This is a genomic window from Hydrogenophaga sp. GW823-FHT04C09, from assembly GCF_058796355.1.
The window spans coordinates 379,796-405,336 of the sequence record NZ_JBXAIO010000004.1 but is presented as its reverse complement, the minus strand read 5'-3'; the positions used below and the strand labels follow the sequence as shown (position 1 = coordinate 405,336).

Annotated in this window: 25 protein-coding genes and 1 tRNA gene; 8 read left to right on the top strand and 18 right to left on the bottom strand. The window is 68.6% G+C overall.

Annotated elements, in window-relative coordinates; genetic code table 11:
* Positions 1-11: 11 nt before the first annotated feature.
* A complete protein-coding gene (locus tag AC1Q9M_RS14210) occupies positions 12-1,361 on the bottom strand; it encodes a (Fe-S)-binding protein (protein WP_492434351.1) in 1,350 nt (449 codons plus the stop codon).
* 110 nt (positions 1,362-1,471) lie between these two features.
* On the bottom strand, positions 1,472-1,894 hold the full coding sequence (locus AC1Q9M_RS14205) for a rubrerythrin family protein (RefSeq protein WP_086125420.1): 423 nt from the start codon (positions 1,892-1,894) through the stop codon (positions 1,472-1,474).
* 306 nt (positions 1,895-2,200) lie between these two features.
* On the opposite strand from AC1Q9M_RS14205, the gene AC1Q9M_RS14200 reads away from it, so the two are divergent.
* The 4 genes from AC1Q9M_RS14200 to AC1Q9M_RS14185 all read left to right on the top strand — a co-directional run bounded on the left by AC1Q9M_RS14200 (position 2,201) and on the right by AC1Q9M_RS14185 (position 8,040).
* Entirely contained in the window at positions 2,201-2,815 is a 615-nt protein-coding gene (locus tag AC1Q9M_RS14200; protein WP_382154998.1) for a VOC family protein, read from the top strand.
* A gap of 333 nt (positions 2,816-3,148) precedes the next feature.
* The gene (locus AC1Q9M_RS14195) at positions 3,149-4,885 is read left to right on the top strand and encodes an FAD-dependent oxidoreductase (protein WP_492434348.1); all 1,737 of its coding nucleotides are present in this window, start codon (positions 3,149-3,151) and stop codon (positions 4,883-4,885) included.
* Positions 4,882-5,070, top strand: coding sequence for a DUF2783 domain-containing protein (locus AC1Q9M_RS14190; protein ID WP_382321525.1), 189 nt, complete (start codon positions 4,882-4,884; stop codon positions 5,068-5,070). Before AC1Q9M_RS14195 ends, AC1Q9M_RS14190 begins: the two co-directional genes overlap by 4 nt.
* A 69-nt stretch (positions 5,071-5,139) precedes the next feature.
* On the top strand, positions 5,140-8,040 hold the full coding sequence (locus AC1Q9M_RS14185; protein ID WP_492434345.1) for a valine--tRNA ligase: 2,901 nt from the start codon (positions 5,140-5,142) through the stop codon (positions 8,038-8,040).
* Positions 8,041-8,152: 112 nt separating this feature from the next.
* Here AC1Q9M_RS14185 and AC1Q9M_RS14180 read toward each other — a convergent pair whose 3' ends face one another.
* The 4 genes from AC1Q9M_RS14180 to cysM all read right to left on the bottom strand — a co-directional run bounded on the left by AC1Q9M_RS14180 (position 8,153) and on the right by cysM (position 11,044).
* The gene (locus AC1Q9M_RS14180; RefSeq protein WP_291121549.1) at positions 8,153-9,199 is read right to left on the bottom strand and encodes an NAD(P)-dependent oxidoreductase; all 1,047 of its coding nucleotides are present in this window, start codon (positions 9,197-9,199) and stop codon (positions 8,153-8,155) included.
* 54 nt (positions 9,200-9,253) lie between these two features.
* Positions 9,254-9,481 (bottom strand): sulfurtransferase TusA family protein, encoded by a 228-nt coding sequence (locus tag AC1Q9M_RS14175; RefSeq protein WP_382154986.1) that lies wholly within the window; start codon positions 9,479-9,481, stop codon positions 9,254-9,256.
* Between the two features lie 81 nt (positions 9,482-9,562).
* Positions 9,563-10,123, bottom strand: coding sequence for an NUDIX domain-containing protein (locus AC1Q9M_RS14170; RefSeq protein WP_382321529.1), 561 nt, complete (start codon positions 10,121-10,123; stop codon positions 9,563-9,565).
* 18 nt (positions 10,124-10,141) lie between these two features.
* On the bottom strand, positions 10,142-11,044 hold the full coding sequence (cysM, locus tag AC1Q9M_RS14165; protein ID WP_382154980.1) for a cysteine synthase CysM: 903 nt from the start codon (positions 11,042-11,044) through the stop codon (positions 10,142-10,144).
* Positions 11,045-11,083: 39 nt separating this feature from the next.
* On the opposite strand from cysM, the gene AC1Q9M_RS14160 reads away from it, so the two are divergent.
* Positions 11,084-11,168 (top strand) — tRNA-Leu (locus AC1Q9M_RS14160).
* 55 nt (positions 11,169-11,223) lie between these two features.
* On the opposite strand, the gene AC1Q9M_RS14155 is transcribed toward AC1Q9M_RS14160, so the two are convergent.
* Positions 11,224-12,141 (bottom strand): SDR family oxidoreductase, encoded by a 918-nt coding sequence (locus AC1Q9M_RS14155; protein ID WP_492434342.1) that lies wholly within the window; start codon positions 12,139-12,141, stop codon positions 11,224-11,226.
* A gap of 83 nt (positions 12,142-12,224) precedes the next feature.
* Between AC1Q9M_RS14155 and AC1Q9M_RS14150 the strand changes: the two genes are divergently transcribed.
* Both AC1Q9M_RS14150 and AC1Q9M_RS14145 read left to right on the top strand, forming a co-directional pair.
* Entirely contained in the window at positions 12,225-13,256 is a 1,032-nt protein-coding gene (locus tag AC1Q9M_RS14150; RefSeq protein WP_492434340.1) for a CDP-6-deoxy-delta-3,4-glucoseen reductase, read from the top strand.
* A 127-nt stretch (positions 13,257-13,383) separates the two neighbouring features.
* A complete protein-coding gene (locus tag AC1Q9M_RS14145; protein WP_382321533.1) occupies positions 13,384-14,364 on the top strand; it encodes a tripartite tricarboxylate transporter substrate binding protein in 981 nt (326 codons plus the stop codon).
* A 67-nt stretch (positions 14,365-14,431) separates the two neighbouring features.
* Here the strand turns inward: AC1Q9M_RS14145 and AC1Q9M_RS14140 are convergent, their stop codons facing one another.
* From AC1Q9M_RS14140 to AC1Q9M_RS14090, 11 genes are all read right to left on the bottom strand, one after another.
* The gene (locus AC1Q9M_RS14140; protein WP_444687267.1) at positions 14,432-15,466 is read right to left on the bottom strand and encodes a DctP family TRAP transporter solute-binding subunit; all 1,035 of its coding nucleotides are present in this window, start codon (positions 15,464-15,466) and stop codon (positions 14,432-14,434) included.
* A 29-nt stretch (positions 15,467-15,495) separates the two neighbouring features.
* Positions 15,496-16,794, bottom strand: coding sequence for a TRAP transporter large permease (locus tag AC1Q9M_RS14135; RefSeq protein ID WP_444687268.1), 1,299 nt, complete (start codon positions 16,792-16,794; stop codon positions 15,496-15,498).
* Positions 16,791-17,342 carry a TRAP transporter small permease gene (locus AC1Q9M_RS14130; protein ID WP_382321537.1) on the bottom strand — a complete coding sequence of 184 codons (552 nt, stop codon included), beginning with the start codon at positions 17,340-17,342 and terminating at the stop codon, positions 16,791-16,793. Before AC1Q9M_RS14130 ends, AC1Q9M_RS14135 begins: the two co-directional genes overlap by 4 nt.
* Before the next feature lie 152 nt (positions 17,343-17,494).
* The gene (locus AC1Q9M_RS14125; RefSeq protein ID WP_382321540.1) at positions 17,495-18,970 is read right to left on the bottom strand and encodes a DegQ family serine endoprotease; all 1,476 of its coding nucleotides are present in this window, start codon (positions 18,968-18,970) and stop codon (positions 17,495-17,497) included.
* Positions 18,971-19,026: 56 nt separating this feature from the next.
* On the bottom strand, positions 19,027-20,376 hold the full coding sequence (locus AC1Q9M_RS14120) for an ATP-binding protein (RefSeq protein ID WP_492434337.1): 1,350 nt from the start codon (positions 20,374-20,376) through the stop codon (positions 19,027-19,029).
* Entirely contained in the window at positions 20,373-21,032 is a 660-nt protein-coding gene (locus AC1Q9M_RS14115; protein ID WP_291121563.1) for a response regulator transcription factor, read from the bottom strand. Before AC1Q9M_RS14115 ends, AC1Q9M_RS14120 begins: the two co-directional genes overlap by 4 nt.
* A gap of 87 nt (positions 21,033-21,119) precedes the next feature.
* Positions 21,120-21,716 carry an SCO family protein gene (locus AC1Q9M_RS14110; protein ID WP_492434335.1) on the bottom strand — a complete coding sequence of 199 codons (597 nt, stop codon included), beginning with the start codon at positions 21,714-21,716 and terminating at the stop codon, positions 21,120-21,122.
* 10 nt (positions 21,717-21,726) lie between these two features.
* Positions 21,727-22,632 (bottom strand): heme o synthase, encoded by a 906-nt coding sequence (cyoE, locus tag AC1Q9M_RS14105; RefSeq protein ID WP_382321542.1) that lies wholly within the window; start codon positions 22,630-22,632, stop codon positions 21,727-21,729.
* Positions 22,629-23,792, bottom strand: coding sequence for a COX15/CtaA family protein (locus AC1Q9M_RS14100; protein ID WP_382321544.1), 1,164 nt, complete (start codon positions 23,790-23,792; stop codon positions 22,629-22,631). Before AC1Q9M_RS14100 ends, cyoE begins: the two co-directional genes overlap by 4 nt.
* Position 23,793: 1 nt before the next feature.
* The gene (locus tag AC1Q9M_RS14095) at positions 23,794-24,474 is read right to left on the bottom strand and encodes an SCO family protein (protein ID WP_382321547.1); all 681 of its coding nucleotides are present in this window, start codon (positions 24,472-24,474) and stop codon (positions 23,794-23,796) included.
* Positions 24,455-25,195: an SURF1 family protein gene (locus AC1Q9M_RS14090; protein WP_382321549.1), complete on the bottom strand. Its 741-nt coding sequence runs from the start codon at positions 25,193-25,195 to the stop codon at positions 24,455-24,457. The genes AC1Q9M_RS14095 and AC1Q9M_RS14090 overlap by 20 nt, the downstream gene beginning before the upstream one ends.
* 39 nt (positions 25,196-25,234) lie before the next feature.
* On the opposite strand from AC1Q9M_RS14090, the gene AC1Q9M_RS14085 reads away from it, so the two are divergent.
* A complete protein-coding gene (locus AC1Q9M_RS14085; RefSeq protein WP_137922029.1) occupies positions 25,235-25,468 on the top strand; it encodes a twin transmembrane helix small protein in 234 nt (77 codons plus the stop codon).
* Positions 25,469-25,541: the final 73 nt, after the last annotated feature.

Sequence of the window (25,541 nt, the reverse complement as noted above, 5' to 3'; positions counted from 1 at the left end):
TCCTTGCTTTCTTACTTCAGGCCATAGGCCCGGGCCACCAGGCTCAGCGGGTGCAGCAGTTCCGGCGCACCCAGGCCGTTGACCTCGAAGCCCTGCGCGATGTGGTGACCACCGAGCGGGCAGTCCGAGCTGATGACGTCGGGCTTCGCGCCGTCCTTCATGGTGGCCATGGCCTTGAACACCGGTTTGCCGATCTTCATGGCCTGCTGGTGGTGCGCCTTCTTCACGCCGAAGGTACCGGCGTGGCCGGAGCAGCGCTCGATGGTGTTCACCGTGGTCCCGGGCACCATCTTCAGCATCTCCTCGGTCTTGCGGCCGATGTTCTGCACCCGGCCGTGGCAGGGGATCTGGTAGCTCACGTTGCCCAGCGCTTGCGGGAACTCGGTCTTGAGCAGGCCGTCGCGCTTGCGCGCCATCAGGTACTCGAACGGGTCCCACACGCTCTCCTTCACGAGCTGGGTGTCGGCATCGTCGGGGAACATCAGCGGGATTTCCTGCTTGAACATCAGCGCGCAGCTGGGCACGGCCGCGAGGATCGCGTAGCCGTCCTTCGCGTACTTCGCGAGCACCGGGATGTTGGCCTCCTTGCTTCGCTGCACCGAGTCCAGGTCGCCCAGCTCCAGCTTGGGCATGCCGCAGCATTTTTCCTTCTCGACCAGGGTGTAGGGAATGCCGTTGTGGTCGAGGATCTTGAGCAGGTCCAAGCCGATGCCGGGCTCGTTGTAGTTGATGTAGCAGGTGGCGAAGATCGCGACCTTGCCCGGTGTCTTCTCCCCATCGACCACCTTCGAGGCGTTGGCTTCGGGCGCGCCCGAGCGGAACTTCTTCGTCGCGAGTTCGGGCAGCCAGGCGTCCTGGTCGACGCCGGCCACGCGCTCCATCAGGCCGCGCGCGGTCCTGGTGCGGTTCACCGCGTTGGCCACCTGCACCACGATCGGAATGCCGGCGAACTGGCCGTGCACGTCGGTGGAGGCGAGGAAACGCTCGGCCAGGCCCACCTCGCCCTTCTTGAACTGGATCGCCTTGGCGCGCAGCATGGTGTGCGGAAAATCCAGGTTCCATTCGTGCGGCGGTGTGTAGGGGCACTTGGTCATGTAGCAGAGGTCGCACATGTAGCACTGGTCGACCACCTTCCAGTAGTCCGCCTTGGCCACGCCATCCACCTCCATGGTGCTGCTCTCGTCGACCAGGTCGAACAGCGTGGGGAAGGAGCCGCACAGGCTCACGCAGCGCCGGCAGCCGTGGCAGATGTCGAAGATGCGCTCCATCTCGTGCAGGCACTTGTCCTCGTCGTGGAAGTCGGGGTTCTTCCAGTCGAGCGCGTGCCGCGTCGGTGCCTGCAGATTGCCTTCTGTGGCCATGGGGATGTCTCCTCGTCTGGTGCGAGTCGTTTCGTGGGTTTTTGAAAGGGCTCGGCCAAGCCCTTTCAAAAACGCTGTGCCGGTGGCACAGCGAGGGAATGGGGGCTTGCTCAGTCCACGAGTTCGTTCAGGGCCTTTTGATAGCGGTTGGCGTGCGAGCGCTCGGCCTTGGCCAGGGTCTCGAACCAGTCGGCCACTTCGTCGAAGCCTTCCTCGCGCGCGGTCTTGGCCATGCCCGGGTACATGTCGGTGTACTCGTGGGTTTCGCCGGCCACGGCGGAGGCGAGGTTGTTGCGGGTGGAGCCGATCGGCAGGCCGGTGGCCGGGTCGCCCGATTGCTCCAGGAACTCCAGGTGGCCGTGCGCGTGGCCGGTTTCACCTTCGGCGGTCGAGCGGAACAGGGCCGCCACGTCGTTCTGGCCTTCCACGTCGGCCTTGTTCGCGAAGTACAGGTAGCGGCGATTGGCCTGGGATTCGCCGGCGAAGGCGTCTTTCAGGCACTGCTCGGTTTTCGAGCCTTTCAATGCGGGCATGTGGTATCTCCTTGCTTGCGTGGGTGGAAGAAACGCCCATGAGGCCCGGACAACAGGCGCCGAACCTGACAGGACCTCCGCAACATACGCCCGCCGGTCAGCCAGCGTCCAATAGTTCTGGGCTATGCGGGGAATTGCCCTCGCCTATCCGTGAACGGGCGTTGATATCGGCGCTCAACAGGATCGACACCCTCGGTCGAAAGCATCAAACTGGAGTGCGCCGCAGGCCTATTGAATTACGATAAGAGAAATGCGTTGCATAATGGTGAATCACAGGCCCCGCTTTCGCCCATCCAGGAGACCGACATGCCGACCACCGCCACCCTGCCCCCGCCCGCGCCGATCCAGCAGCTGCACCACTATGCGTACCGTGCGAAGGACGCCGAGGAAACGCGCCGGTTCTACGAGGACATTCTGGGCCTGCCGCTGTACCACATCATCCAGAGCGACCATGTGCCGAGCACGGGCGAGTACTGCCCGTACACGCACTTCTTCTTCCGGCTGCAGGACGGTTCCTTCATCGCGTTCTTCGACCTGGGCGACGACGAGGCCGCGCTGCCGAGCCCGAACACGCCGAAGTGGGTGAACCACATCAGTTTCCGCGTGGACACGGTGGAGGAGCTGGAGAACACCAAGGCGCGGCTGGAAGCGGGCGGCATCGAGGTGCTGGGGGTGACGGACCACCACATCTTCAAGAGCATCTACTTCTTCGACCCGAACGGCATCCGCCTGGAACTCACGGCGCAGCTGGCCGACGAGTTCGAGATGCTCAAGGAGAGCAAGACCGCGCATGCGCGCCTGGCCGAGTGGACGGCGCGCAAGGAGCAGTGGCGCAAGGAACGCGCCGAGGGCAAATCCGCCGCGCCGCTGAAGCCGCAGCAGAACGATCGGCCGGAGGTGGTTGCGCGCGTCAAGGCCTGAGGGTTTTGGCTTTGGCGTTGGCCGGGTCCGGTCGGCGAAGGGTGGGCGAGGGGCTCCGCTCATGTCCCCCGAACCGGCTTCGCCGGTTCTCCTCCTTTACTTCGCTGCGCCCCTCACCCACCCTTCGCCGACCTCCGTGCGCACCAACAACTGCGGGCACTCAACGGTCACTCTGGCGCGGTGATGCCCGGTGCTCTGCGCAGCGGGGTAAAGGAGGAGGCGGCACCAGCCGCCGGGGGACACCCGCGGAGCAGAGTGTCGGGCGTCGCCGGGCCCGCGAGGTCATCGAAAGAGACAAGAAGACATGAAGACAACCCAAACAAGGAGCGATACATGTCACTGACGACATACCGCGAGACAGCCCACACCAACAACTACGAATTCACCAGCGGTGCGGGCTACGTGCTGCCCGAATACGAATTCGTGCCCCCACCCGAACTGAACAGCGAAGCCCGGGTCCGCCACCCCATCGTCATCGTGGGCGGCGGCATCACCGGCCTCACCCTCGCCTGCTCCCTCGCCCGCCTGGGCGTGAAAGCCGTGCTCATCGACGAAGACAACACCGTCGGCGTCAAAGGCGCCTCCTCGCGCGGCATCTGCTACACCCAGAAATCGCTCGAAATCTTCCAGCGCCTGGGCATCTTCGAACGCATCGCCGCCAAAGGCACCCAGTGGAGCGTCGGCCGCACCTTCGCCGGCGACGACGAGGTCTACAACTTCGACCTGCGCCAACAAGGCAACTTCCACCTCTCCAGCCAGCCGCCCTTCATCAACATCCAGCAGTTCTACATCGAAGCCTTCCTCGTCGACCGCGTGCAGGAACTCGGCGCCGTCGAACTGCGCTGGCAGAACCGCCTCACCGCCTTCGAGCAAACCGCCGACGCCGCCACCCTCACCGTGGAAACGCCCGCCGGCAGCTACCGCATCGAAGCCGACCACGTCATCGACGCCACCGGCTCCAACAGCCCGCTGCGCAAATGGCTCAACGTCCCCTTCGACTCGCGCCGGGGCGACGACCGCTGGTGCATCGCCGACGTGCGCTTCACCACCCACCCGCCGGCCGAACGCCACACCTGGATCGAAGCACCGTTCAACGAGAACCGCGCCGTCTGGCAACACCTCATGGCCGACGACGTCTGGCGCATCGACTACCAGATGGCCCCCAACGCCGACCCCGCCTACGTGAGCCGCGAAGACGTGGTGCGCGAGCGCCTGGCGCGCCAGTTCGGGCCCGACGTGGGCGTGGAGATCGTCTGGGTCGGCCCCTACGCCTACCGCAGCGAGTGCGTGCACGCCATGCGCCATGGGCGCGTCTTCCTCATGGGCGACTCGGCCAAGGTGGTCAGCCCCTTCGGCGCGCGCGGCGGCAACACCGGCGTGGCCGACGCCGACAACCTGGCCTGGAAACTCGCCGCCGTGCTGCGCGGCAAGGCCGACGCGGCCCTGCTGCAGAGCTACCAGGACGAGCGCCTGGAAGCCGCGCAGCAGAACGTGTGCGTGACCAACCGCACCGCGCGCTTCCTGCGCCCGGCCGACGGCAGCGAGCGCCTGTTCCGCCAGGCCGCCATCAGCCTGGCCAAGCAGTACCCGTTCGCGCGCAGCCTCATCAACACCGGGCGCATGGCCGTGGCCAACCCCTACAGCCAGTCCAGCGCGTGCACCTACGCAACCGGCAGCGCCGCCGGCCAGTCGGTGCAGAACGTGCCCTTCCAATGGGCCGACGGCACGGCCGGACAGGTCAACGACCTGCTGAACTGGGCCCAGGGCGATCTGCTGGTGCTGGTGTTCGGCGACCTCGCGCCCGCCGCGCTGCAGCGCCTGCGCCGGCTCTGCCTGGACGCGCCGGTGCGCAGTGTGCAGGTGCTCGGCTCCGACGGCGCGCCCGCCCAAGCCCTGGAACACGTGCGCGACCCCAAGGGCCACCTGCAGGGTGCCTGCCATGTGTTCGGCCACGCCTGGGCGCTGGTGCGCCCCGACGGCTACCTCGCCGCCACCGGCGAAACCATCAACGCCCGGCTGGTCACGGCCATCGAGCGTTCCCTCGGCCTGCGCGGAAACAAAACCCCATGAGACAAGACCTGCATTTCCAGGACGCCGACGCGTTCTACGAACAGCTGCTGGACGCCCACGCCGGCCTCAGCCGCGAAGACGCCGAACTGCTCAACGCCCGCCTGATCCTGCTGCTGGCCAACCAGATCGGCGATGCGAAGGTGCTGAAAGCCTGCATCGAAGCAGCGAAGAGAACGCCTAGCTAAAATCAGGGTCTTCCCCCTGCTCTCCCAGACGGCATCCTGCGGGATGCCGTTTCCATTTTTGGCGCGCCCATGACCGACACCCTGAACCAGCCTGGCCTGCAATCCCTGGCCAAATCGTTCGAACCCGCTCCGCTCGAAGCCCGCTGGGGCCCCGAGTGGGAACAGCGCGGCTACGGCGCCGCCGGCTTCCGGGGCACGGGAGTACCGGAGGCCGGCGCGCCTTCGTTCGCGATCCAGCTGCCGCCGCCGAACGTGACCGGCACCCTGCACATGGGCCACGCGTTCAACCAGACCATCATGGACAGCCTCACGCGCTACCACCGCATGGCGGGCGCGAACACGGTCTGGCTGCCCGGCACCGACCACGCCGGCATCGCCACCCAGATCGTGGTGGAGCGCCAGCTGCAGGCCCAGGGCATCAGCCGCCACGACATGGGCCCGACCCCGGCCGAGGCGCGCAAGAACTTCGTCGCCAAGGTCTGGGAGTGGAAGGAGCACAGCGGCAACACCATCACCACCCAGATGCGCCGCATGGGCGACAGCGTGGACTGGGGCCGCGAGTACTTCACCATGGACGACAAGCTCAGCACGGTCGTTACCGAGACCTTCGTGCGCCTGTACGAACAGGGCCTGATCTACCGCGGCAAGCGCCTGGTGAACTGGGACCCGGTGCTCAAGACCGCCGTCTCCGACCTGGAGGTGGAGAGCGAGGAGGAGGACGGCTTCCTCTGGCACATCGCCTACCCGCTGGCCGACGGCAGCGGTTCGCTCACCGTGGCCACCACCCGCCCCGAGACCATGCTGGGCGACGTGGCCGTGATGGTGCACCCGGAGGACGAGCGCTACACCGCCCTGATCGGCAAGACGGTGAAGCTGCCGCTGTGCGACCGCGAGATCCCGGTGATCGCCGACGCCTACGTGGACCGCGAGTTCGGCACCGGCGTGGTCAAGGTCACGCCCGCGCACGACAACAACGACTACGCCGTCGGCCAGCGCCACGGCCTGCCCCTGATCGGCGTGCTCACGCTGGACGCGGCCATCAACGAGAACGCCCCGGCCAAGTACCGTGGCATGGACCGCTTCGTGGCCCGCAAGGCCGTGGTGGCCGACCTGGAAGCCGCCGGCCTGCTGGTGGAAACCAAGAAGCACAAGCTCATGGTGCCGCGCTGCGCGCGCACCGGCCAGGTGATCGAGCCCATGCTGACGGACCAGTGGTTCGTCGCCATGTCCAAGGTGAGCGAATCCGATCCAACCGGCAAGAGCATCGCGCAGAAGGCGATCGACGCCGTCGCCTCGGGCGAGGTCAGCTTCGTGCCGGAGAACTGGGTCAACACCTACAACCAGTGGATGAACAACATCCAGGACTGGTGCATCAGCCGCCAGCTCTGGTGGGGCCATCAGATTCCCGCCTGGTACGACGAAGCCGGCAACGTGATCGTGGCGCGCAACGAAGCCGAGGCCCAGGCCAAGGCACCGGGCCAGACGCTCACGCGCGACCCCGACGTGCTCGACACCTGGTACTCGTCCGCCCTGGTGCCCTTCAGCACCATGGGCTGGCCAAACCAGAAGGACGGCGCAACCGAGGACTTCAACCTCTACCTGCCCAGCACCGTGCTGGTCACCGGCTACGACATCATCTTCTTCTGGGTCGCCCGGATGATCATGATGACCACGCACTTCACCGGCCGCGTGCCGTTCAAGCACGTCTACATCCACGGTCTGGTGCGCGACGCGCAGGGCCAGAAGATGAGCAAGAGCGAAGGCAACGTGCTCGACCCGGTGGACCTGATCGACGGCGTCGCGCTCGCACCGCTGCTGGAGAAGCGCACCACCGGCCTGCGCAAGCCCGAGACCGCGCCCAAGGTGCGCAAGCAGACCGAGAAGGAATTCCCCGAAGGCATTCCTGCCTACGGCGCAGACGCGCTGCGCTTCACCTTCGCCGCACTGGCCTCGCTGGGCCGCAGCATCAACTTCGACAGCAAGCGCTGCGAGGGCTACCGCAACTTCTGCAACAAGCTCTGGAACGCCACGCGCTTCACGCTGATGAACTGCGAAGGCCACGACTGCGGCCTGCAGGAACACACCAAGGCCGAGTGCGCCGTGGGCCAGCCCTTTCACGGCTACCTGAGCTTCAGCCAGGCCGACCGCTGGATCAGCTCGGTGCTGCAGAAGGTCGAGGCCGAGGTGGCCAAGGGCTTCGCCGAGTACCGGCTGGACAACGTGGCCAACGCGATCTACGACTTCGTCTGGAACGAGTTCTGCGACTGGTACCTGGAGATCGCCAAAGTGCAGATCCAGACCGGCGACGCCTCGCAGCAGCGCGCCACGCGGCGAACGCTGATCCGCACGCTCGAAGCCATCCTGCGGCTGGCGCACCCCATCATCCCCTTCATCACCGAGGAACTCTGGCAGAAGGTCGCGCCGGTGGCCGGCCTGCCCGGCGCGTCGGTGAGCATCGCGCGCTACCCCGAGAGCCAGCCGGCCAAGATCGACGAGGCCGCCATCGCCCACGTGGTCAAGCTCAAGGCCCTGGTCGACGCCTGCCGCACGCTGCGCGGCGAGATGAACGTGTCACCCGCCACGCGCCTGCCGCTCTACGTGCTGGGCGACACCGCCTTCATGCAGGCCGCCGGCCCGGTGCTGCAGGCCCTGGCCAAGCTCAACGAAGTGCGGGTGTTCGAAGACGAGGCCGCCTGGGCCGCCGCCGCCCAGGCCGCGCCCGTGGCCGTGGTGGGCGAGGCGCGCATGTGCCTGTTCATGGAGATCGACGTCGCCGCCGAGAAGGCCCGCCTGGGCAAGGAAGCGGCCCGCCTGGAAGGCGAGATCACCAAGGCCACTGCCAAGCTCTCGAACGAAGCCTTCGTGGCCAAGGCACCACCGGCCGTGATCGATCAGGAAAAGAAGCGGGTGGCCGACTTCAGCGCCACGCTGGACAAGGTGCGCGAGCAACTGGCCCGCCTAAGCGCCTGAGTCCCGACCAACGAGGGGGAGTCATTCCAGAATGCCGCGGGACTGGCTCTGCCAGACCGCAGGCATTGCCCCCTGGGGGGGGTGACGCACCGCAGGTGCGGCGCGGGGGGGATCAACCCCGATGCATCGCGATCGAACTCCACTGCGACGGTGACACCGCCTGCGGATCGCTCGTCGTGTCCTGGTAGTCGACGTTGTCGAGCGCCGAGAAGTCGCTCACCCGGTTCTCGTTGTGCTGCGCGGACTCCGGCGACAGGGTCTCGTGCATACGGTGCGCCACGTACCAGCTGGCGCGCAGCTTGGCCTCACGGGTGTGCGAACCCAGGCGCGGCGTGAGGTGCAGATTGGGAATGCCGTGCAGCGGCGTGCCTTCGGCCGCGAACTGCGGGTTGGCGCCATCGAGCAGACAGGCGTCGATGCGGCCGTCGCACAGCGCCAGGGCCAGGGCCTCGGCATCGAACAGCGAGCTGCGGCTCACGCCCACCCAGAGCTGGCCGGGCTTGCAGTGGTTGAGCATGCGCTCGTTGATCCAGCCCCGGAAACGCGAGGCGTAGACCATCTGCAGCGAGATCGCGTCCGAGTGGGCCAGCAGTTCCTGCAGCGACACGGGTTCGACCTTGAGCTTGTCCCAGATGTCGGCGGCGTGGTGCACGGCCGGGTCGTAGCCCAGCAGGCGCACGCCCAGGCTGCGCAGCATGGGCGCCAGCGTGTGCGCCACCGGTGCCAGGCCCAGCAGTCCGACGGTGCTGCCCGAGAGTTCGCGGCCCATGCGCACCTGGGCGATCTTGCGCCCCAGCAACGCGCTGACCATGCCCCGGCGGTACAGCATCAGCAGGCCGTACAGCAGGTACTCGGCGTTCGAGCGCACCGTGGCGCTGCGCGCCTGCAGCACGCGCACGTTGCGCCGCGCGCAGGCGTTGAGATCGGTGTTGTCGCTGGAGATCTGCATGCGCGCCACGATCTCGAGCTTGGGCGCGAAATCCAGGAATTCGCTGGAGACCACCACGTGCGGCGGCAGCACGATGGCGCGGGTCTTGTAGGTGCTCTTGCGCAGCTCGGCGGGATCGTCGGCCAGCTCGGGCCGGAAACTCACCTCATGGCGTTCCTGCAACCAGGCCAGCGCCTCGGGCACGAGCGGATCAAGCAGCAGAACTTCCATGGTGTGGGCAGGGCGGTGTGGAGGATGAAGAAACCTGATCGCGCCTGCCTGTGCTCAGCGGCGCTTGAGCAGGGTGATGTGGTCGCCGCCCACCGTCTCCTGCTGCATCAGCAGGTTGCCCGTCTGTTTGGCAAAGGCCTGGAAATCGCGCACCGAACCCGCGTCGGTGGAGATCACCTTGAGCGTCTGGCCGCTGAGCATGTCGGCCAATGCCTTCTTCGCTTTGAGGATGGGCAAGGGGCAGTTCAAGCCGCGGGCATCGAGTTCTTTGTCGGCAGTCATGGGGTGGGGGGTATTCCTGGGTTGTCAACATTCTAAGCGGCCCACAGCGCGCGGCGGCCCCCGTGCGGGGCCCAAAGCACGCTAGCCGGCGCCGTCGGCCGGACCCGCGGCGGGTTTCTGTGACAAATCTTCCATGAAGACGGGCTCGTGCCCCTGTTGGCGCAGCCATTGCGCCAGGGCCAGCCCGGTGCCGGCCCGCCAGCAGCGCACCTGTTCGGGCCGCATCAGCTTGTAGTCGACCAGCTCGGGCGAGAGCCGCACCTCGCCGTGCGCGCGCGCGTGGTAGGTGATGATGACCTGGTTCATGCGCTGGAAATCGTGCACGCCCACCAGCTCCAGCGCATCCACCTCCAGCGAGGTTTCCTCGGCGATCTCACGCCGGATGCCCTCTTCGGGCGTCTCACCGGCCTCCATGAAGCCGGTGATGAGGCCGAACATCTTGCCCGGCCAGGCCGCGTTGCGCGCCAGCAGGATGAGCCCGTCCATCTCCACGATGGCCGCGAGCACCGGCGTCGGGTTGTTCCAGTGGGTGAAGCCGCAGGCCGGACAGCGCAGCCGCTGGGTGAAGCCGCCGTCTTCCTCCATGCCGATCAGCGCCAGCGGCGTGGCGCACACGGGGCAGAACCGGAATTCGGTGCTCATGGTCGGCCGCTCTGGCGCTCAGGCCGGAAAAACGCCGGTGGAGAGGTAGCGGTCGCCCCGGTCGCAGACCACGAAGACGATGGTGGCGTTCTCGACCTGGCTGGCGATCTGCTGCGCCACCCAGCAGGCGCCCGCCGCCGAGATGCCGCCGAAGATGCCCTCTTCGCGCGCCAGCTGGCGGCACATGGCCTCGGCGTCGCCCTGGCCCACGTACACCAGCTCGTCCACCGTGCTCGGGTCGTAGATCTTGGGCAGGTACTCGGTGGGCCACTTGCGGATGCCCGGGATGCGCGAGCCCTCGCTGGGCTGGGCGCCGATGATGCGCACGGCCGGGTTCTTTTCCTTCAGAAAACGCGACACGCCGGTGATGGTGCCGGTGGTGCCCATCGCGCTCACGAAATGGGTGATGCGCCCGCCGGTCTGGGCCCAGATCTCGGGGCCGGTGGTTTCGTAGTGGATGCGCGGGTTGTCGGCGTTGGCGAACTGGTCGAGCACGCGGCCCTTGCCATCGGCCTGCATCTTCTCGGCCAGGTCGCGCGCGGATTCCATGCCGCCGCTCTTGGAGGTGAGGATCAGCTCGGCGCCGAAGGCCTTCATGGTCTGGGCGCGCTCGATGGACAGGTCCTCCGGCATGATCAGCACCATGCGGTAACCCTTGATGGCCGCGGCCATGGCCAGGGCGATGCCGGTGTTGCCCGACGTGGCTTCGATCAGGGTGTCGCCGGGCTTGATGTCGCCCCGTTCCTCGGCGCGCTTGATCATCGAAACGGCGGGCCGGTCTTTCACGGAACCGGCGGGGTTGTTGCCCTCCAGCTTGCCCAGGATCACGTTGCCTCGCGCCTGGTTGGCCGCCGCGCCAATGCGCTGCAGCGCCACCAGCGGCGTGTTGCCGATGGCGTCTTCAATCGTCGGGTAGTTCATCCCACCACTGTGCCATAATTTCGAGTCTCCCTTCTGGCAGCCCGGGTGGTGAAATTGGTAGACGCGCCGGACTCAAAATCCGGTTCCGAAAGGAGTGTCGGTTCGATTCCGACCCCGGGCACCACGACACAATCCCAAGCCGTGCAGGCAAGCCGCACGGCTTTTTTGTTGCCCGCCGCTCAGGCCAGGCCCTGCGCCACCGTGGGGTAGCGCAGGCGCAGGCCCAGCTCGCCCTTGAGGCGCTGGTTGCGCAGCCGGCGCGACTCGCTCATGAAACTCAGCAGCACCAGTGGCAGCTGGTCGCCCGCGCCCTCGCGCGCCAGGCGCGGCGGCCGGGGCAGGCCGTACAGATCGGCCGCGAGGTCGAAGTAGTCGCCCATCTTGAGTTCGGTGTCGTCCACCACGTTCAGGTTGCGCTGCGGCCGACCGCGCCAGAGCGCGAGCACGCAGGCGCGCGCCAGGTCGTCGGCGTGGATGTGGTTGGTGTACACGTCGTCCTCGGCGCGCAGCACCGGCGTGCCGCGCAGCAGGCGCTCGCGCGGCGTGCCACCGGCCCGGTCAGGCGCGTAGATGCCGGGAATGCGCAGCACCGTGGTGCGCACGCCGGTGGCGCGGCCCAGCCAGTGCACGGCGGCCTCGGCGTCCACCCGGCGCCAGGCGCGCGGCGTCTTGGGGTTCGCGGGCGAGGCTTCGTCCATCCAGCGGCCCTGGCCGTCGCCGTAGACGCCGGTGGTCGACCCGTAGACCACCGAGGCGGGCAGCGAACGCTGCGCCAGGACCCGGGTGAGCGCGCGGGTGCGCGGGTCCAGCCGCCAGTCGGCCAGCTCTTCCGAGGGTGGCGGCGCCAGGTGCAGCACGCGCGTGGCCAGGCCGGCCAGGCGGCGCAGGCTGCGCGGGTCGTCCAGGTTGCCCTGCAGCGGGGTGATGCCCAGGGCCCGCAGCTCGGGGCCGCGCGCGGCGCTGGAGGTGAGGGCCAGCAGGCGCGCGCGGGCACCGCCGCCCAGCACGCGCGCTGCGCGCTGGCCCACGTCGCCACAACCCACGATGAGAACCCGTTCACGCCGGAAGCGTGCGGGCAAAGCGCCGAGAAGGCTCATGCGAAATCCGGATTTGAGACAATGGCGGGTTGCCACACGGGGGGTCGCCCCCGTCGGCCTTTCCCGTTCCAACACGTGCCAGTATGACATTCACCATCACCGTCGAGCCCAGTGGGCGCACCTTCACCGCCGAGCCCGACGAGTCCATGCTCGCCGCCGGCATCCGCCAGGGCATCGGCCTGCCCTACGGCTGCAAGGACGGCGCCTGCGGTTCCTGCAAGTGCAAGCTGGTCTCGGGCAGCGTGACGCATGGCCACCACCAGCCCAAGGCGCTGAGCGCCGACGAGGAAGCCGCCGGCTACGTGCTCACCTGCTGCGGCGTGGCCCACAGCGACGTGGTGCTCGAATCGCGCCAGGTCACCGAGGCGGGCGCCTTCCCGATCAAGAAGATGCCGGTGCGCGTGAGCACCCTGGAGCGCGCCTCGCACGACGTGATCGTGCTGCGCCTGCAGCTGCCGGCGAGCGACGCCTTCCAGTACCACGCGGGCCAGTACGTCGAGTTCCTGCTGCGCGACGGCGACCGCCGCAGCTACTCCATGGCCAACGCACCGCACACGCAGGCCACGGCGCCCGCGCTGGAACTGCACCTGCGCCACATGCCCGGCGGCAAGTTCACCGACCACGTGTTCGGCGCCATGAAGGAAAAGGACATCCTGCGCATCGAAGGGCCCTACGGCAGCTTCTTCCTGCGCGAGGACAGCGACAAGCCTCTCGTGTTCCTCGCCTCGGGCACGGGCTTCGCGCCGATCAAGGCGGTGATCGAGCACATGCAGTTCAAGGGCATCACCCGCCCCGCCACGCTGTACTGGGGCGGCCGCCGCCCGGCCGACCTGTACCAGAGCGCCTGGATCGAGGCGCGCCTGGCCGAGATGCCCAACCTGCGCTACGTGCCCGTGGTGTCCGACGCCCTGCCCGAGGATGCCTGGACCGGCCGCACCGGCTTCGTGCACCAGGCCGTGCTGCAGGACTTCCCCGACCTCTCGGGCCACGAGGTGTACGCCTGCGGCGCGCCCATCGTGGTCGAGTCGGCCCACCGCGACTACGTCGCCCAGGCCGGCCTGCCCGACGAGGCCTTCTTCGCCGACTCGTTCACGAGCGCCGCCGACAAACTGTGACCCACCCCCGTCGCTTGCTCACTGCGTGTAGCCGCATCCCCCCCTCTAGGGGGCAGCGCCAGCGGCCCGGCAGAGCCGGTTCCGCGGCGCTTCTGACTGTGCACCCGTTCACTCATAGGAGACAACCATGCTGAACCGCCGCCAACTGATCACCCGCTCCGCCCTGGCTTCGGCCAGCCTCGCCCTGCCGGGGTTCGCCTCGGCGCAGGCCGCCAACACCACGCGCATCGTGGTGCCCTTCGCGGCGGGCGGCCCGATCGACGTGACGGCGCGCATCGTGGCCGAAGCGGTCAAGGGAACGCTGGGCACGGTGATCGTGGAGAACCGGCCCGGCGCGGGCGGCAACATCGGCGTGAGCGCGGTGGCCAAGGCGCCGGCCGACGGCCTCACGCTGGGCATCGCCACCACGGCCTCGCACGGCATCAACCCCTGGCTGTTCAAGCAGCTGCCCTACGACCCGGCCAAGGACTTCGCCGCCATCACGCAGATGCTGCGCGTGCCCAACGTGCTGGTGATGAACGCCGAGACCGCCACGCGCCTGAACATCCACTCGGTCGCCGACCTGATCGCCTACGGCAAGGCCAACCCCGGCAAGCTCAACTACGGCTCGGGCGGCAACGGCAGCGCCGGCCACCTCGCGGGCGAGCTGCTGAAGAACCAGGCCGGCATCTACGCCGTGCACATCCCCTACAACGGCGGCAACCCGGCGCAGCTGGGCCTGCTGTCGGGCCAGGTCGACTTCAACATCGACAACCTCGCCACCGCCGCGGCCAACATCCGCTCGGGCAAGCTCAAGGCCCTGGCCGTGACCACGGCTCAGCGCAGCAGCGTGATGCCCGATGTGCCCACCGTGGCCGCCACCCTGCCCGGCTTCGAGATCGACACCTGGTGGGGCCTGATCGCCCCGGCCGGCACGCCGGCCGAGACGGTGCGCAAGCTCAACACCGCCTTCAACGCCGCGCTGAACTCGGCCGAGGTGAAGACGCGCTTCGCCCAGCTGCTGGCCGAGCCCGCACCCAGCACGCCCGAGCAGTTCGACGAGTTCATGAAGAACGAGCGCGCGAAGTACCAGCGCATGGTGAAGATCTCGGGCGCGACCGTGGACTGACCCCCATCACGTTCACAACGAAAAAGCCCCGCCGAAGCGGGGCTTTTTCGTTGGACGCGCGGCGCCCTTACTTGCGCGCGGCGACAGCCTTCTCGGCCTTGGTCACCAGGTCGGCACCGATCTGGTTCTTCCACTTGTCGTAGACCGGGCGCGTCACCTTGACGAACTCGGCGCGCTGCTCCGGCGTCAGCTCGGTCACGGTCACGCCCATGTCGCTGAGCTGCTTGATCAGCGGCTTGCCCGGCTCGACCAGGCCCTTGCGGGCCAGCGCCTTGCCTTCCTTGCCGGCGTCGATGGCGGCCTGCTTGACGATGGCGCGGTCGGCCTCGGTCCAGCTGGCCCAGATGTCCTTGTTCACCACGAAGATCAGCGGATCGGCCACGTAGCCCCACAGCGTGAGGTGCTTCTGCTCCACGGTGGGCAGCTTGGCGGCGAGGAACACCGACAGCGGGTTCTCCTGGCCGTCCACGGCGCGGCTGGCCATGGCGGGCTGGGCATCGGCCCAGCTCATCTGCGTGGGGTTGGCGCCCAGCGCGGTGAAGGTGTCCAGGAACAGCGGCGAACCCACCACGCGGATCTTCAGGCCCTTGAGGTCGGCCGGGGTCTTGATGGCGTGTTTGGAGTTGGAGATCTCGCGGTAACCGTTCTCGCCCCAGGCCAGCGGCACGGCGCCGGCGCGCTCGATGTCCTTGAACAGCTGCGCGCCCACGTCACCGGTGGTGAGCGCGTCGATGGCCGCGAAGTCGGGCATCAGGAAGGGCATGGAGAACAGGTTGAGCTGGCGCACCTGGGGCGACCAGTTGATGGTCGAACCCACGGCGAGGTCGATCACGCCCTGGCGCAGGCCACTGAACTCGCGCGTCTGGTCGCCTTGCAGCAGCGACACGCCGGGGTACAGCTTGATGTTGATGCGGCCCTGGGTGCGCTCGCGCACGAGGTTGGACCAGATCTCACCGCTCTTGCCCCAGGGGAAGGCCGTGCCCAGCACCAGCGACATGCGGTACTCGGCCTTGTAGGCGCTGGTGCTCTGGGCAAAGCCCTGCGTGGTCACGGCCAGCGCGGCGGCGGCCAGCGTGGTGGTCAGGAAGGTGCGCAGTTTCATGAGTTTGTCTCCTTGGTTGAAATGGAAAATCAATAGCCCAGTCGGGCAGGCAGCCACAGCGCGAGCTGCGGGAAGGCGATCACCAGCACCATGACGAGGAACATGGCCAGCAGCATGGGCCCGACCCAGCGGATGGTGGACTCCATGCGCACCCCGGCGATGCGGCACGAGACCATGAGGTTCACGGCCAGCGGCGGCGTGAACTGGCCCAGCGCGACCTTGAGCGTGAGGATCACGCCGAACCACACCGGATCCCATTGGTAGTGCTCCATGATGGGCATGAGCAGCGGCACGAAGATCAGGAAGATCGAGATGCCGTCGAGGAACATGCCCACGGTGATGAGCAGCAGGATCAGCAGCGAGAGCACACCGTACTCGCCCAGGCCCGAGTTCACGATGGCGTTGGCCACCGGGTCGATCACGCCCAGCGTGGACAGCGAGAACGCGAAGATGCCCGCCAGCGAGACCACCAGCAGGATGATGCCGGAGAGCTCACCCGCTTCGCGCAGGATGGGGAACAGGTCGCGCACCTGGATCGTGCGGTGGATCACCATGCCCACGAACAGGCCGTAGAACACCGCGACCACGGCCGCTTCGGTCGGCGTGAACCAGCCCGCGCGCATGCCGCCCAGGATCAGCACCGGCGCGGCCAGGCCCCACAGGGCTTCGCGCAGGCTCTTCCAGAACGGCGGGCGTGGCATGGCGGCTTCGAGCGCGCCCATCTTGTGTTTGCGCGCCAGCCACACGGCCGGCACGATCAGCGCGATGCCGGCCAGCACGCCGGGCACCATGCCGGCGGCGAACAGCGCGGGCACCGAGGCGCCAGGCACCAGCACCGAGTAGATGATGAAGGCCACCGAGGGCGGGATCAGGATGTCGGTGGCGGCGGCCGCGCCGACCACGCTGGCCGAGAACGAACCCGGGTACCCCGCGCGCGCCATGGCCGCGATCATCACGCCACCCACCGCCGCCGCGTTGGCCGGACCCGAGCCCGAGATGCCGCCGAGGAACATGGCCACCACGATGGCCACCAGCGGCAGCATGCCCGGGCCGCGCCCGACGATCGCGACCGCGAAGTTCACCAGCCGCAGCGCCACGCCCGAGCGGTCGAAGATGGAGCCGACCAGCACGAACATGGGAATGGCCAGCAGCGGGTACTTGCCCAGGCCGGCGTAGAAGTTCTGCGGCACGGCCAGCAGGCCGAACCACTGGGTGTTGAAGTCGGCCATGGCGATGGCGGCGGCGCCGGCCAGGCCCAGGGCCGCAGCGATGGGCACGCCGGCGAACATGGCGCCGAGGAAGAGCAGGAAGAGCAGCGCGGCGATCATGGCTGTTCTCCGGCGCGGCGCAGGCGGTTGAAGCGGCCCAGCGCGCGCAGCGCGATCGCCAGCGAGAGGATGGGCAGCCACATCGAGTACCACCACTGCGGCAGGCCCAGGCCCGGCGAGACTTCCTCGTAGATGTAGTGGTCCCAGACCATGCGCACGCTCAGGCCCGCCATCAGCAGGAACAGCAGCACCATGGCCATCGCGCCCCACAGCGCCAGCAGGTGGCGCCGGCGCGGGGAGCCGGCGTCGGCGAAGAACTCGATGCGGATGTGGCGGTGCCGCGCCACCGCGGCCGAACTCGCCACCAGCGTGAGCACGATCATGAGGAAGATCGAGAACTCTTCGGTCCAGGCGAAGGACTGGTCGGTGAAGTAGCGCGCGATCACGTTGCCGAAGGTGATCAGGGCCAGCAGCGCCATCGAGATGACGGTCAGCCAGTCTTCGATGCGCAGCGGCACCCGGGTGTTTTCATCGTCCGGGTTGGCGGGCGTGGCGGCATCGGCGTCGTCGGCGCGCGCGTCGCGTGGGGGGTCGGTAGGTGCGGACATGGGATGTGGGAACGGCAGGCCGGCGGCCCGGCGGCCACGGCGAAAGAGCCAGGGATCATAGACGTTTTCCCCTTTTGACCCCTGTCCTGCGGGTGCCACCTCCCCATGAAAAACGGCACCCGAAGGTGCCGTTGCCATCAAAGTTGAAGCGCTCAGCCCAGTGGAACCGGCACGAAGATCTGGCTGCCGTCGCGCTGGATCAGCAGCGCCAGCGACTTGGTGGACTTGCCCAGCATGGCGCGCACCTGCTCCACGCTCTGCACCTTGGCGCCGTTGACCGCGAGCAGCACGTCGCCGGGCTGCACGCCGGCCAGCGCCGCCGGACCCTGGGCGTCTTCGACCACGAGGCCACCGTCCACCCCGACTTCGCGCTTCTCCTGCGGCGCCAGCGGGCGCAGCGCCAAGCCCAGGCGGCCCTGGTCGGCCGCCTTTTCATCGCCGGCCGTCTTCACGGCCTTGGCCGCGGCGTCGCCCAGTTGCGCCGTCAAGCTCACCGGCTTGCCCTGGCGCCACACGTCCAGCTTCACCTTTTCGCCGGGCAGGGCCTGGCCAATCAGGGCCGGCAGGTCGCCCGAACTCACGATGGGCTGGCCTTCCATCTGGCGGATCACGTCGCCCACCTGCAGGCCGGCCTTGGCGGCCGGGCTGCCCGGCTCCACGCTGGAGACCAGCGCGCCTTCGGGCTTGTCGAGCTGGAAGGACTCGGCCAGGGTCTGGTTCACCTCCTGCACCGAGACGCCCAGGCGCGCGTGGCTGGCCTTGCCGTGGGCCACGATCTGGTCTTTGACCTTGAGCGCGGTCTCCATGGGGATCGCGAACGACAGGCCTTGGTAACCGCCGGTGTGGCTGTAGATCTGCGAGTTGATGCCCACCACCTCGCCGCGCGCATTGAACAGCGGGCCGCCCGAGTTGCCCGGGTTCACCGCCACGTCGGTCTGGATGAAGGGCACGAAGCTGTCGTCGGGCAGCGAGCGGCCCTTGGCGCTGACCACGCCGGCGGTCACGCTGTTCTCGAAGCCGAACGGCGCGCCGATGGCCAGCACCCACTCGCCCACCTTCAGGTCCTTGGTGCTGCCCAGGGGCACCACGGGCAGGTCCTTGGCGTCGATGCGCAGCACCGCCACGTCGGTCTTGGGGTCCGAGCCCAGCACCTTGGCCACGAACTCGCGGCGGTCGGTGAGCTTGACGGTGACGCGCTGCGCGTTGCGCACCACGTGGGCGTTGGTCAGCACCAGGCCATCGGCGCTGATGATGAAGCCCGAGCCCTGGCCGCGCGAGGGCGCTTCGGGCGCACCACCCTGGCCGGGGCCCTGGAAGCGCTTGAAGAATTCGAAGAAGGGGTCGTTGGGGTCGATACCGGGCGGCAGGCGGTTCTGCGCCTGCTGGCCGTCTTCCGCGCCGGCCTTGCCGATCACGCTGATGTTGACCACGGCCGCGCCGTGGCGCTGCGCGATCTGCGAGAAGTCGGGCACGGCGGCGGCCGTCACCAGGGGCGCGGACTGGGTGACGACCGGTGTGGCCGCCGTGGCATGGGTACCGGAGACCAGCCCCACGCTGGCGCCGCCGACGATGCCCGCGGCCGCCAGGGACAGCACCAGGCGCGTCGCGGTGAGAGACAAGGTTTTCATGAGAGCTCCTTCAGCAAGGACAGGTTGAACATGTCCTTGAATATGGGCCCTCAGAGTTAGACGGTTCTTAAAGGCAGCCGCACCGCGATGCGCAGGCCGCCGAGGCGGGGCGAGCGGTCCAGCGCCAGCGCGGTGCCGTGCAGTTGCGCGATGGCGTTCGCGATCGCCAGACCCAACCCGCTGCCGGTGGCGGTCGAGCCCGGCACGCGGTAGAAGCGGTCGAGCACGCGCGCACGGTCGGCCTCGGGGATGCCGGGGCCGCTGTCTTCCACCAGCAGCACCAGCTGGTCTTGGTCGCGCCGCACCGCCACGTCCACCGTGCCGCCTTCGGGCGTGTACTTCAGCGCGTTGTCCACCAGGTTGCCGAGCAGGATGCGCAGGGGCTCGGCGTGGCCGTTCACCGGCCCTTTGTCGGCCTCGCCCAGGCCGAGGTCGATGCGGCGCGTGGCCGCCAGCGGCGCCGCGTCGGCCACCACCTGGGCCGCGAGTTCGGCCAGCGACACGGGCTGCGCCGGCTCACCGCTGGAGGGCTGGGCCTGCTGGCGCGCGAGCACCAGCAGCTGCTCCACCAGCCGCGTGGCGCGGTCGATGCCGGCCAGCAGGCGCTCCGTCGCCAGTTGGCGCGTGGCGTCGTCGGGCGCGCGCTGCAGGCCCTGCACCTGCAGGCGCAGCGCGGCCAGTGGTGAACGCAGCTCGTGCGCGGCCTCGGCCACGAAGTTCTTCTGCGCGTCGAAGGCCTGGCGCACGCGGCCGAACAGCAGGTTGAGCTCGTGCACCAGCGGGCGGATCTCGTCGGGCAGGCCGGCTTCGCTCACCTCGGCCAGCTCATCGGCCTCGCGCGCGGCCACCTGGCGCCGCACCCGGGCCACGGGCGCGAGCGAGGCGCTCACCACCGCCCAGGCCACCAGCATCAGCAGCGGTGCCATCCAGGCGATGGGCAGCACGGTGCGCCAGGCCAGCGCGCGCGCCATGGTCTGGCGCGGCCGCAGGTCCTGCGCCACCTGGATCACCTGCGTGCGCGACTGCATGGAGTAGACACGGTAGGGCTTGCCGTCGACCTCGATGTTGGAGAAGCCCAGCACCGCGCGCTGCGGCAGCGCCGCGCCCGTGCCGGACTGGAACACGCGCAGACCTTCCTGCGTCCAGACCTGCACGAAGAAGTCGAACGCCTCGGCCGGCAGCGGTGGGTCGTCGCCCGGCGGCGCGGGCAGACCCGGGGGCATCACACCGGCGCGCAGGGCCTGCGCCATCTGCTCCATGTGGTAGTCGAAGATGCCGTCGGCCTCGGCGCGCGCCTGGCGGTACACCACCGCCACCTGCAGGCCCGCCGCGAGCACGATGGCCAGCAGCAGCAGGCCGATCAGGCGCGCGCGCAGCGAATGCGTGGCCAGGCGCTGAAGGTTCATGCCTTGGGCACCATGTAGCCCACGCCGCGCACGTTCTGGATCAGGCCGGCGCCGAGCTTCTTGCGCACGCCGTGGATGTAGACCTCGACCGCGTTGCTGCTCACGTCGTCCTTCCAGCCATAGAGCTTTTCCTCCAGCTGCGCGCGCGAGAGCACGCGGCCGGGCCGCGCGATCAGCGGTTCGAGCACGGCCCATTCGCGCGCCGAGAGCACCACCGGCTCGCCCTGCGCCGTCACCTCGCGCGTGGCGGTGTTGATGCTCACGCCCAGGTGCTCGTAGACCGGCTCGGCCCGCCCCGAGGCGCGGCGCAGCAGCGCGCGGATGCGCGCGAGCAGCTCGTCGAGGTCGTAGGGCTTGAGGATGTAGTCGTCGGCACCGGCGTCCAGGCCCTGCACGCGCTGCTGCACCGAGTCGCGCGCGGTGGCGATGAGCACCGGCACGCGGTTCTTGCGGGCCCGCAGTTCGCGCAGCACCTCCAGGCCGTCGCGGCGCGGCAGGCCGAGGTCGAGCAGGATGAGGTCGTAGCTCTCGGCCTGCGCCGCCGTGGCGGCCATCTCGCCGTCGCGCACCCAGTCGACCGCGTAGTGCTCCGCCCGCAGCAGGTCCAGCACCGCTTCGCCAATCATGGTGTCGTCTTCGACCAGCAACAGCCTCATGGCAATGCACTCTCCAGGTCCGTGGGTTGTCGAACACCCCGGCGGGGCGCCCCGCGTCCATGGTGCGGGGCTTGGCTTAGGCCGATCTTAGGCGCCCGCGAGCAGCTTCTTCAGATCGCCCGCCAGCGCGGCCGCGCCGCTGCCGTAGCGGTTGTACAGGCGGATGCGGCCCTGCGGGTCGTACACGTAGCTGCCGGCCGAGTGGTCCATGGTGTAGCTCGTGGGCGTGGGGCCTTCGACTTTCTTGTAGTAGATCTTGTAGCTCTTGGCCAGCGCGGGCAGTTCGCCGGGGGCCGCGTAGAGGGCGAGGAAGCTCGGGTCGAAGCTGGCCACGTACTGCTTCATGACCTCGGGCGTGTCGCGCTCCGGGTCCACGCTGACGAACAGGCCTTGCAGGCGCTCACCGTCGGCGCCGAGCAGGCGCCTGGCCTCGGCCAGCTCGGTCATGGAGGTGGGGCAGACGTCGGGGCACTGGGTGAAGCCGAAGAAGATCACGACCGCCTTGCCCTTGAAATCGGCGAGGGTGCGCGGCTGGCCGTTGTGGTCGGTGAGCGAGAAACCGGTGGCGTAGTCGGCGCCGGTGATGTCGATGCCGGTGAACGCGGCCGGCGCGTCGGCCTTGTCGCTGCAGGCGGTGAGGGCCACGGTGCCCAGGCTCAGGGCGAGAAGTTGTCGACGGTTCATGGCTCGGGACTCAGACATAGTGATCGATCAGCAGCGCGGCGAAGAGCACCGCGAGATGAATGAGGGAGAAACGGAAGGTTTTGCGCGCGAGCGCATCGGAGTAGTTGCGCCAGAGCGCGAAGGCATAGCCGCAGAAACCGATGCTCAGCACCACTGCGACCACGAGGTAGATCCAGCCGCTCATGCGCATCACGAAAGGCATGAGGCAGGCGGCGAACAGCACGAAGGTGTAGAGCAGGATCTGCAGGCGCGTGAACTCGGAGCCGTGCGTGACCGGCAGCATGGGCAGGCCGGACTTGCGGTAGTCCTCCACCCGGTACAGGGCCAGCGCCCAGAAGTGCGGCGGTGTCCAGAGGAAGATGATGAGGAACAGGATCAGCGCCTCGGGCGACACCACGCCGGTCATCGCGGCCCAGCCCAGCACCGGCGGCATGGCGCCCGAGGCGCCACCGATCACGATGTTCTGCGGCGTGAGCGGCTTGAGGATCACGGTGTAGACCACCGCGTAACCCACGAAGGTGGCGAAGGTGAGCCACATGGTCAGCGGGTTGACCCAGAGGTAGAGCACGGCCGAACCGGCGACGCACAACACGGCCGAGAAGGTGAGTGTCTTGCCGTTGGTGAGCTGGCCCTTGGCGGTGGGGCGCCAGGCGGTGCGCTTCATCTTCGCGTCGATGTGCTGCTCGACCACGCAGTTGAAGGCCGCGGCGGCACCTGCCACCAGCCAGATGCCGAAGCAGGCGATGGCCGCGAGCCGCACCTGGGCCCAAGTGGGCGCGCCGGGAACGGCCAGCACCATGCCGATGAGGGCGCAGAACACGATGAGCTGGATCACGCGCGGCTTGGTCAGCGCGTGGTACTGGCGCCAGACCGAGGGCAGCGCGGCGGCAATAGGAGGGGTGGGCGCGGTGCTCATCGGATCGGTGTGGACAGGTGCAGGGAAGTGGCGGACGAAGCGGCATCGCGCTGGCTGGCGCGGCGCGTGCCGCAGAGCGCGCCGGTGAGCACGATCACCAGCGCGGCCGCGCCGCCGGTGTGGCCCACGGCGGCCAGCAGCGGCCAGTCGAGCACCACGTTGGTCAGGCCGCTGGCGAACTGCCAGGCGGCCAGCAGGAGCAGCGCGCGCGCGGCGGGTCGCATGCCGTCCACCGACCACAGGCGCCAGCCCAGCCAGAGCATGGCGGCCAGCACGAGGTAGGCCATGAGGCGGTGCACGTAGTGGATGGCGGTCAGCGCGGGAAAAGTGATGAGTTCGCCGGTGTGGTTCTGGCCCAGCTCGCGCCAGAGCGTGAAGCCCTCGCGGAAGTTCATCGCCGGCCACCAGCTGCCCTGGCAGGTGGGGAACTCGCCGCACACCAGCACGGCGTAATTGGTGCTGACCCAGCCACCGAGGGCGATCTGCAGCCACAGCAACACGAACACCGCGCCCAGCGCCCAGCGCAGGCGGCCCGGCAGCGGCACGGGCCCGGCGTGGCCCGGCTCGGCCAGCGCGTAGCCCACCGACTGCGCGCGCAACAGCGCGAGCAGACCGAGGCCGCCGAGCAGGTGCAGCGTGACGATGGCGGGGAACAGCTTCATGGTCACGGTCAACGCGCCGAACGCGCCCTGCAGGCAGACCCACACCAGCGTGACCAGCGGCCACACGTAGGACACGCTCAGGCGCCTGCGCTCGACCCAGCTGACCATGGAGAGCACCAGGATCAGCACGCCCACGGCGGTGGCGAGGTAGCGGTGGATCATCTCGATCCAGGCCTTGGAGAAGGTGACCGGGCCGTGCGGCATGGCTTCCTGCGCGGCCGCGATCGAGGTGCTCGCGCCCACCGGGCTTACGCTGCCGTAGCAACCTGGCCAATCGGGACAGCCCAGGCCGGAGTCGGTGAGGCGCGTGAAGGCACCGAACAGCACGAGGTCGAAGGTGAGGAACAGCGTGATGAGCGTGAGCACCCGCAAGCGGTGCGCGGGCGGCGCATGGCGGTTGCGCAGCCACACCCAGGCCAGCGGCCCGAGCGCGATCACCACGCCCAGAAGCATCAGGCGCGCCACCGGCGCGAGGTCGTACAGGGGTTGGGCGTCCATGTCAGTTCGCGGGGCGACCTTCCTTGTCCCAGGACGAGGAGGCGCGCAGCAGGCGGTCCAGGTCGCGCTTGGCCTGCTTGGGGTCGAGCTTGGCGGGGAAACGCATCATCCAGTTGCCCAGCGGATCGACGACGTACAGGTGGTCCTCGATCTTCTGACCGGGCGCGGGCTGAAGCCAGCCGGCCACGGCCTGCGGGTCCACCTGCAGCACGACGGCGGGGGCCGTGGCCTTCTGCAGTGGCTCGGGCAGCGCGGCGTCCCCGGTGCGCAGCCAGACCCAGTCCAGCCGGTCCTTTTCGCGGCCCAGGGTTTCGCGCAGCTGGCGCTGCAGGTACAGATGCTCCACGCAGGCGTCGTTGCAGGCGCTGTCGGCCACGCTCACGAGCAGCCACTGGTCCTTGAGGCTGCTCATGGGGACGGCGCGGCCTTGTGCGTCGGTGCCGGTCCAGGCCGGCAGCGGGCGCTGGGGATCGATCAGCTCGCCGTAGTTCTGCCGGCCTTCGGGGCGCACCACGTAGTACATGAAGTACGACGCGATGACCGGCGCGGCGCACACCAGCATCAGGCCCAGCATCTTCCAGCGGCCCTTGCGCGTGCTGGCCGCCGCGTCCGCGCTGGCCTGGTCCAGTTGCGGCAGGCTGTGCACGGTCAGGGTCAGGGGTTCATCGGGCGTCTGTGCCATGGGATCTGCGCTTTCGGCGGGGGGAGAGGATTTGGAACCAGAGATAGAGGAAGCCCGCGAGGGCACACAGGGCGAACCACTGGAAGGCATAGCCGTGGTGCTTCTGCACGTCGATCGCGACGCGCGGCCACTCGCGCAGCAGGCCATCGGCGGCGGCATCGGTCTGCAGCACGGACACCGCCAGCAAGGGCAGCCCGGTTTCCTGCGCGAACGCCGCAAGGTCGATATTTTGCCGGATCACCCCCGTGCCCGCCGCGCCGAGCTCGTATAGCTTGCCGGGCGGGGGGGCCAATCGGCCTTCCAGCCGCACCAGGCCCGCCGGGGTGGGGACCTCGGGCACGCGGTTGCGGTCGGTGAAATCGCGCGGCACCCAGCCGCGCTGCACCAGCACCACGCGCTCGCTGCCCTCGAGCCGCAGCGGCGTCACCACGAAGAAGCCCACCCGCGTGTTCATCTGCCGGTTGTCCAGGAACACGGTGCGCCCGGGCACCCAGGTGCCGCTCAGGCGCACGGGGCGGTGCACGCCAGCCGTGGCATCGGCGGAATCCAGAAGTTCTTGCGTGTCCCAGGCGGCCAACCCGCCGCGCTCGTTGATCTGCGCCTGCAAGGCCAGTTTCTGCGCCGCGCGATCGAGCTGCCACAGGCCCAGCGAGGCCGTGGCCGCCATGGTGAGCGCGGTCGCGGCGGTCACAATCCAGAAACGCCAGGTGGAGCGCCGCATGGTCAAGCCACCCTGGCCCGGGCACGGATAATGGAGCGCATGAAGTACCTGGTCATCGCGGCATTCGTTGCCATCATTGGAAGTCTCGCCGCCGCCCTGGTGTACATGATGCGCGGCGGCAGCGACACCGAGGAGGACGGCACGCCGCGCAAGAACCACATGGCGCGCGCGCTGGCGTTTCGGGTCGGTTTTTCCATCCTGCTCTTCGTCGTGGTGCTCATCAGCTACCTGATGGGCTGGATCCAGCCCACCGGCCTGCCGCTGCGCGGCTAGAACCGTCGGGCCCCTTCAGCAAAAAAGCGCCGGAAGGCGCTTTTTTGTGGCAGTTGCCCGAGGAAGGTGGACG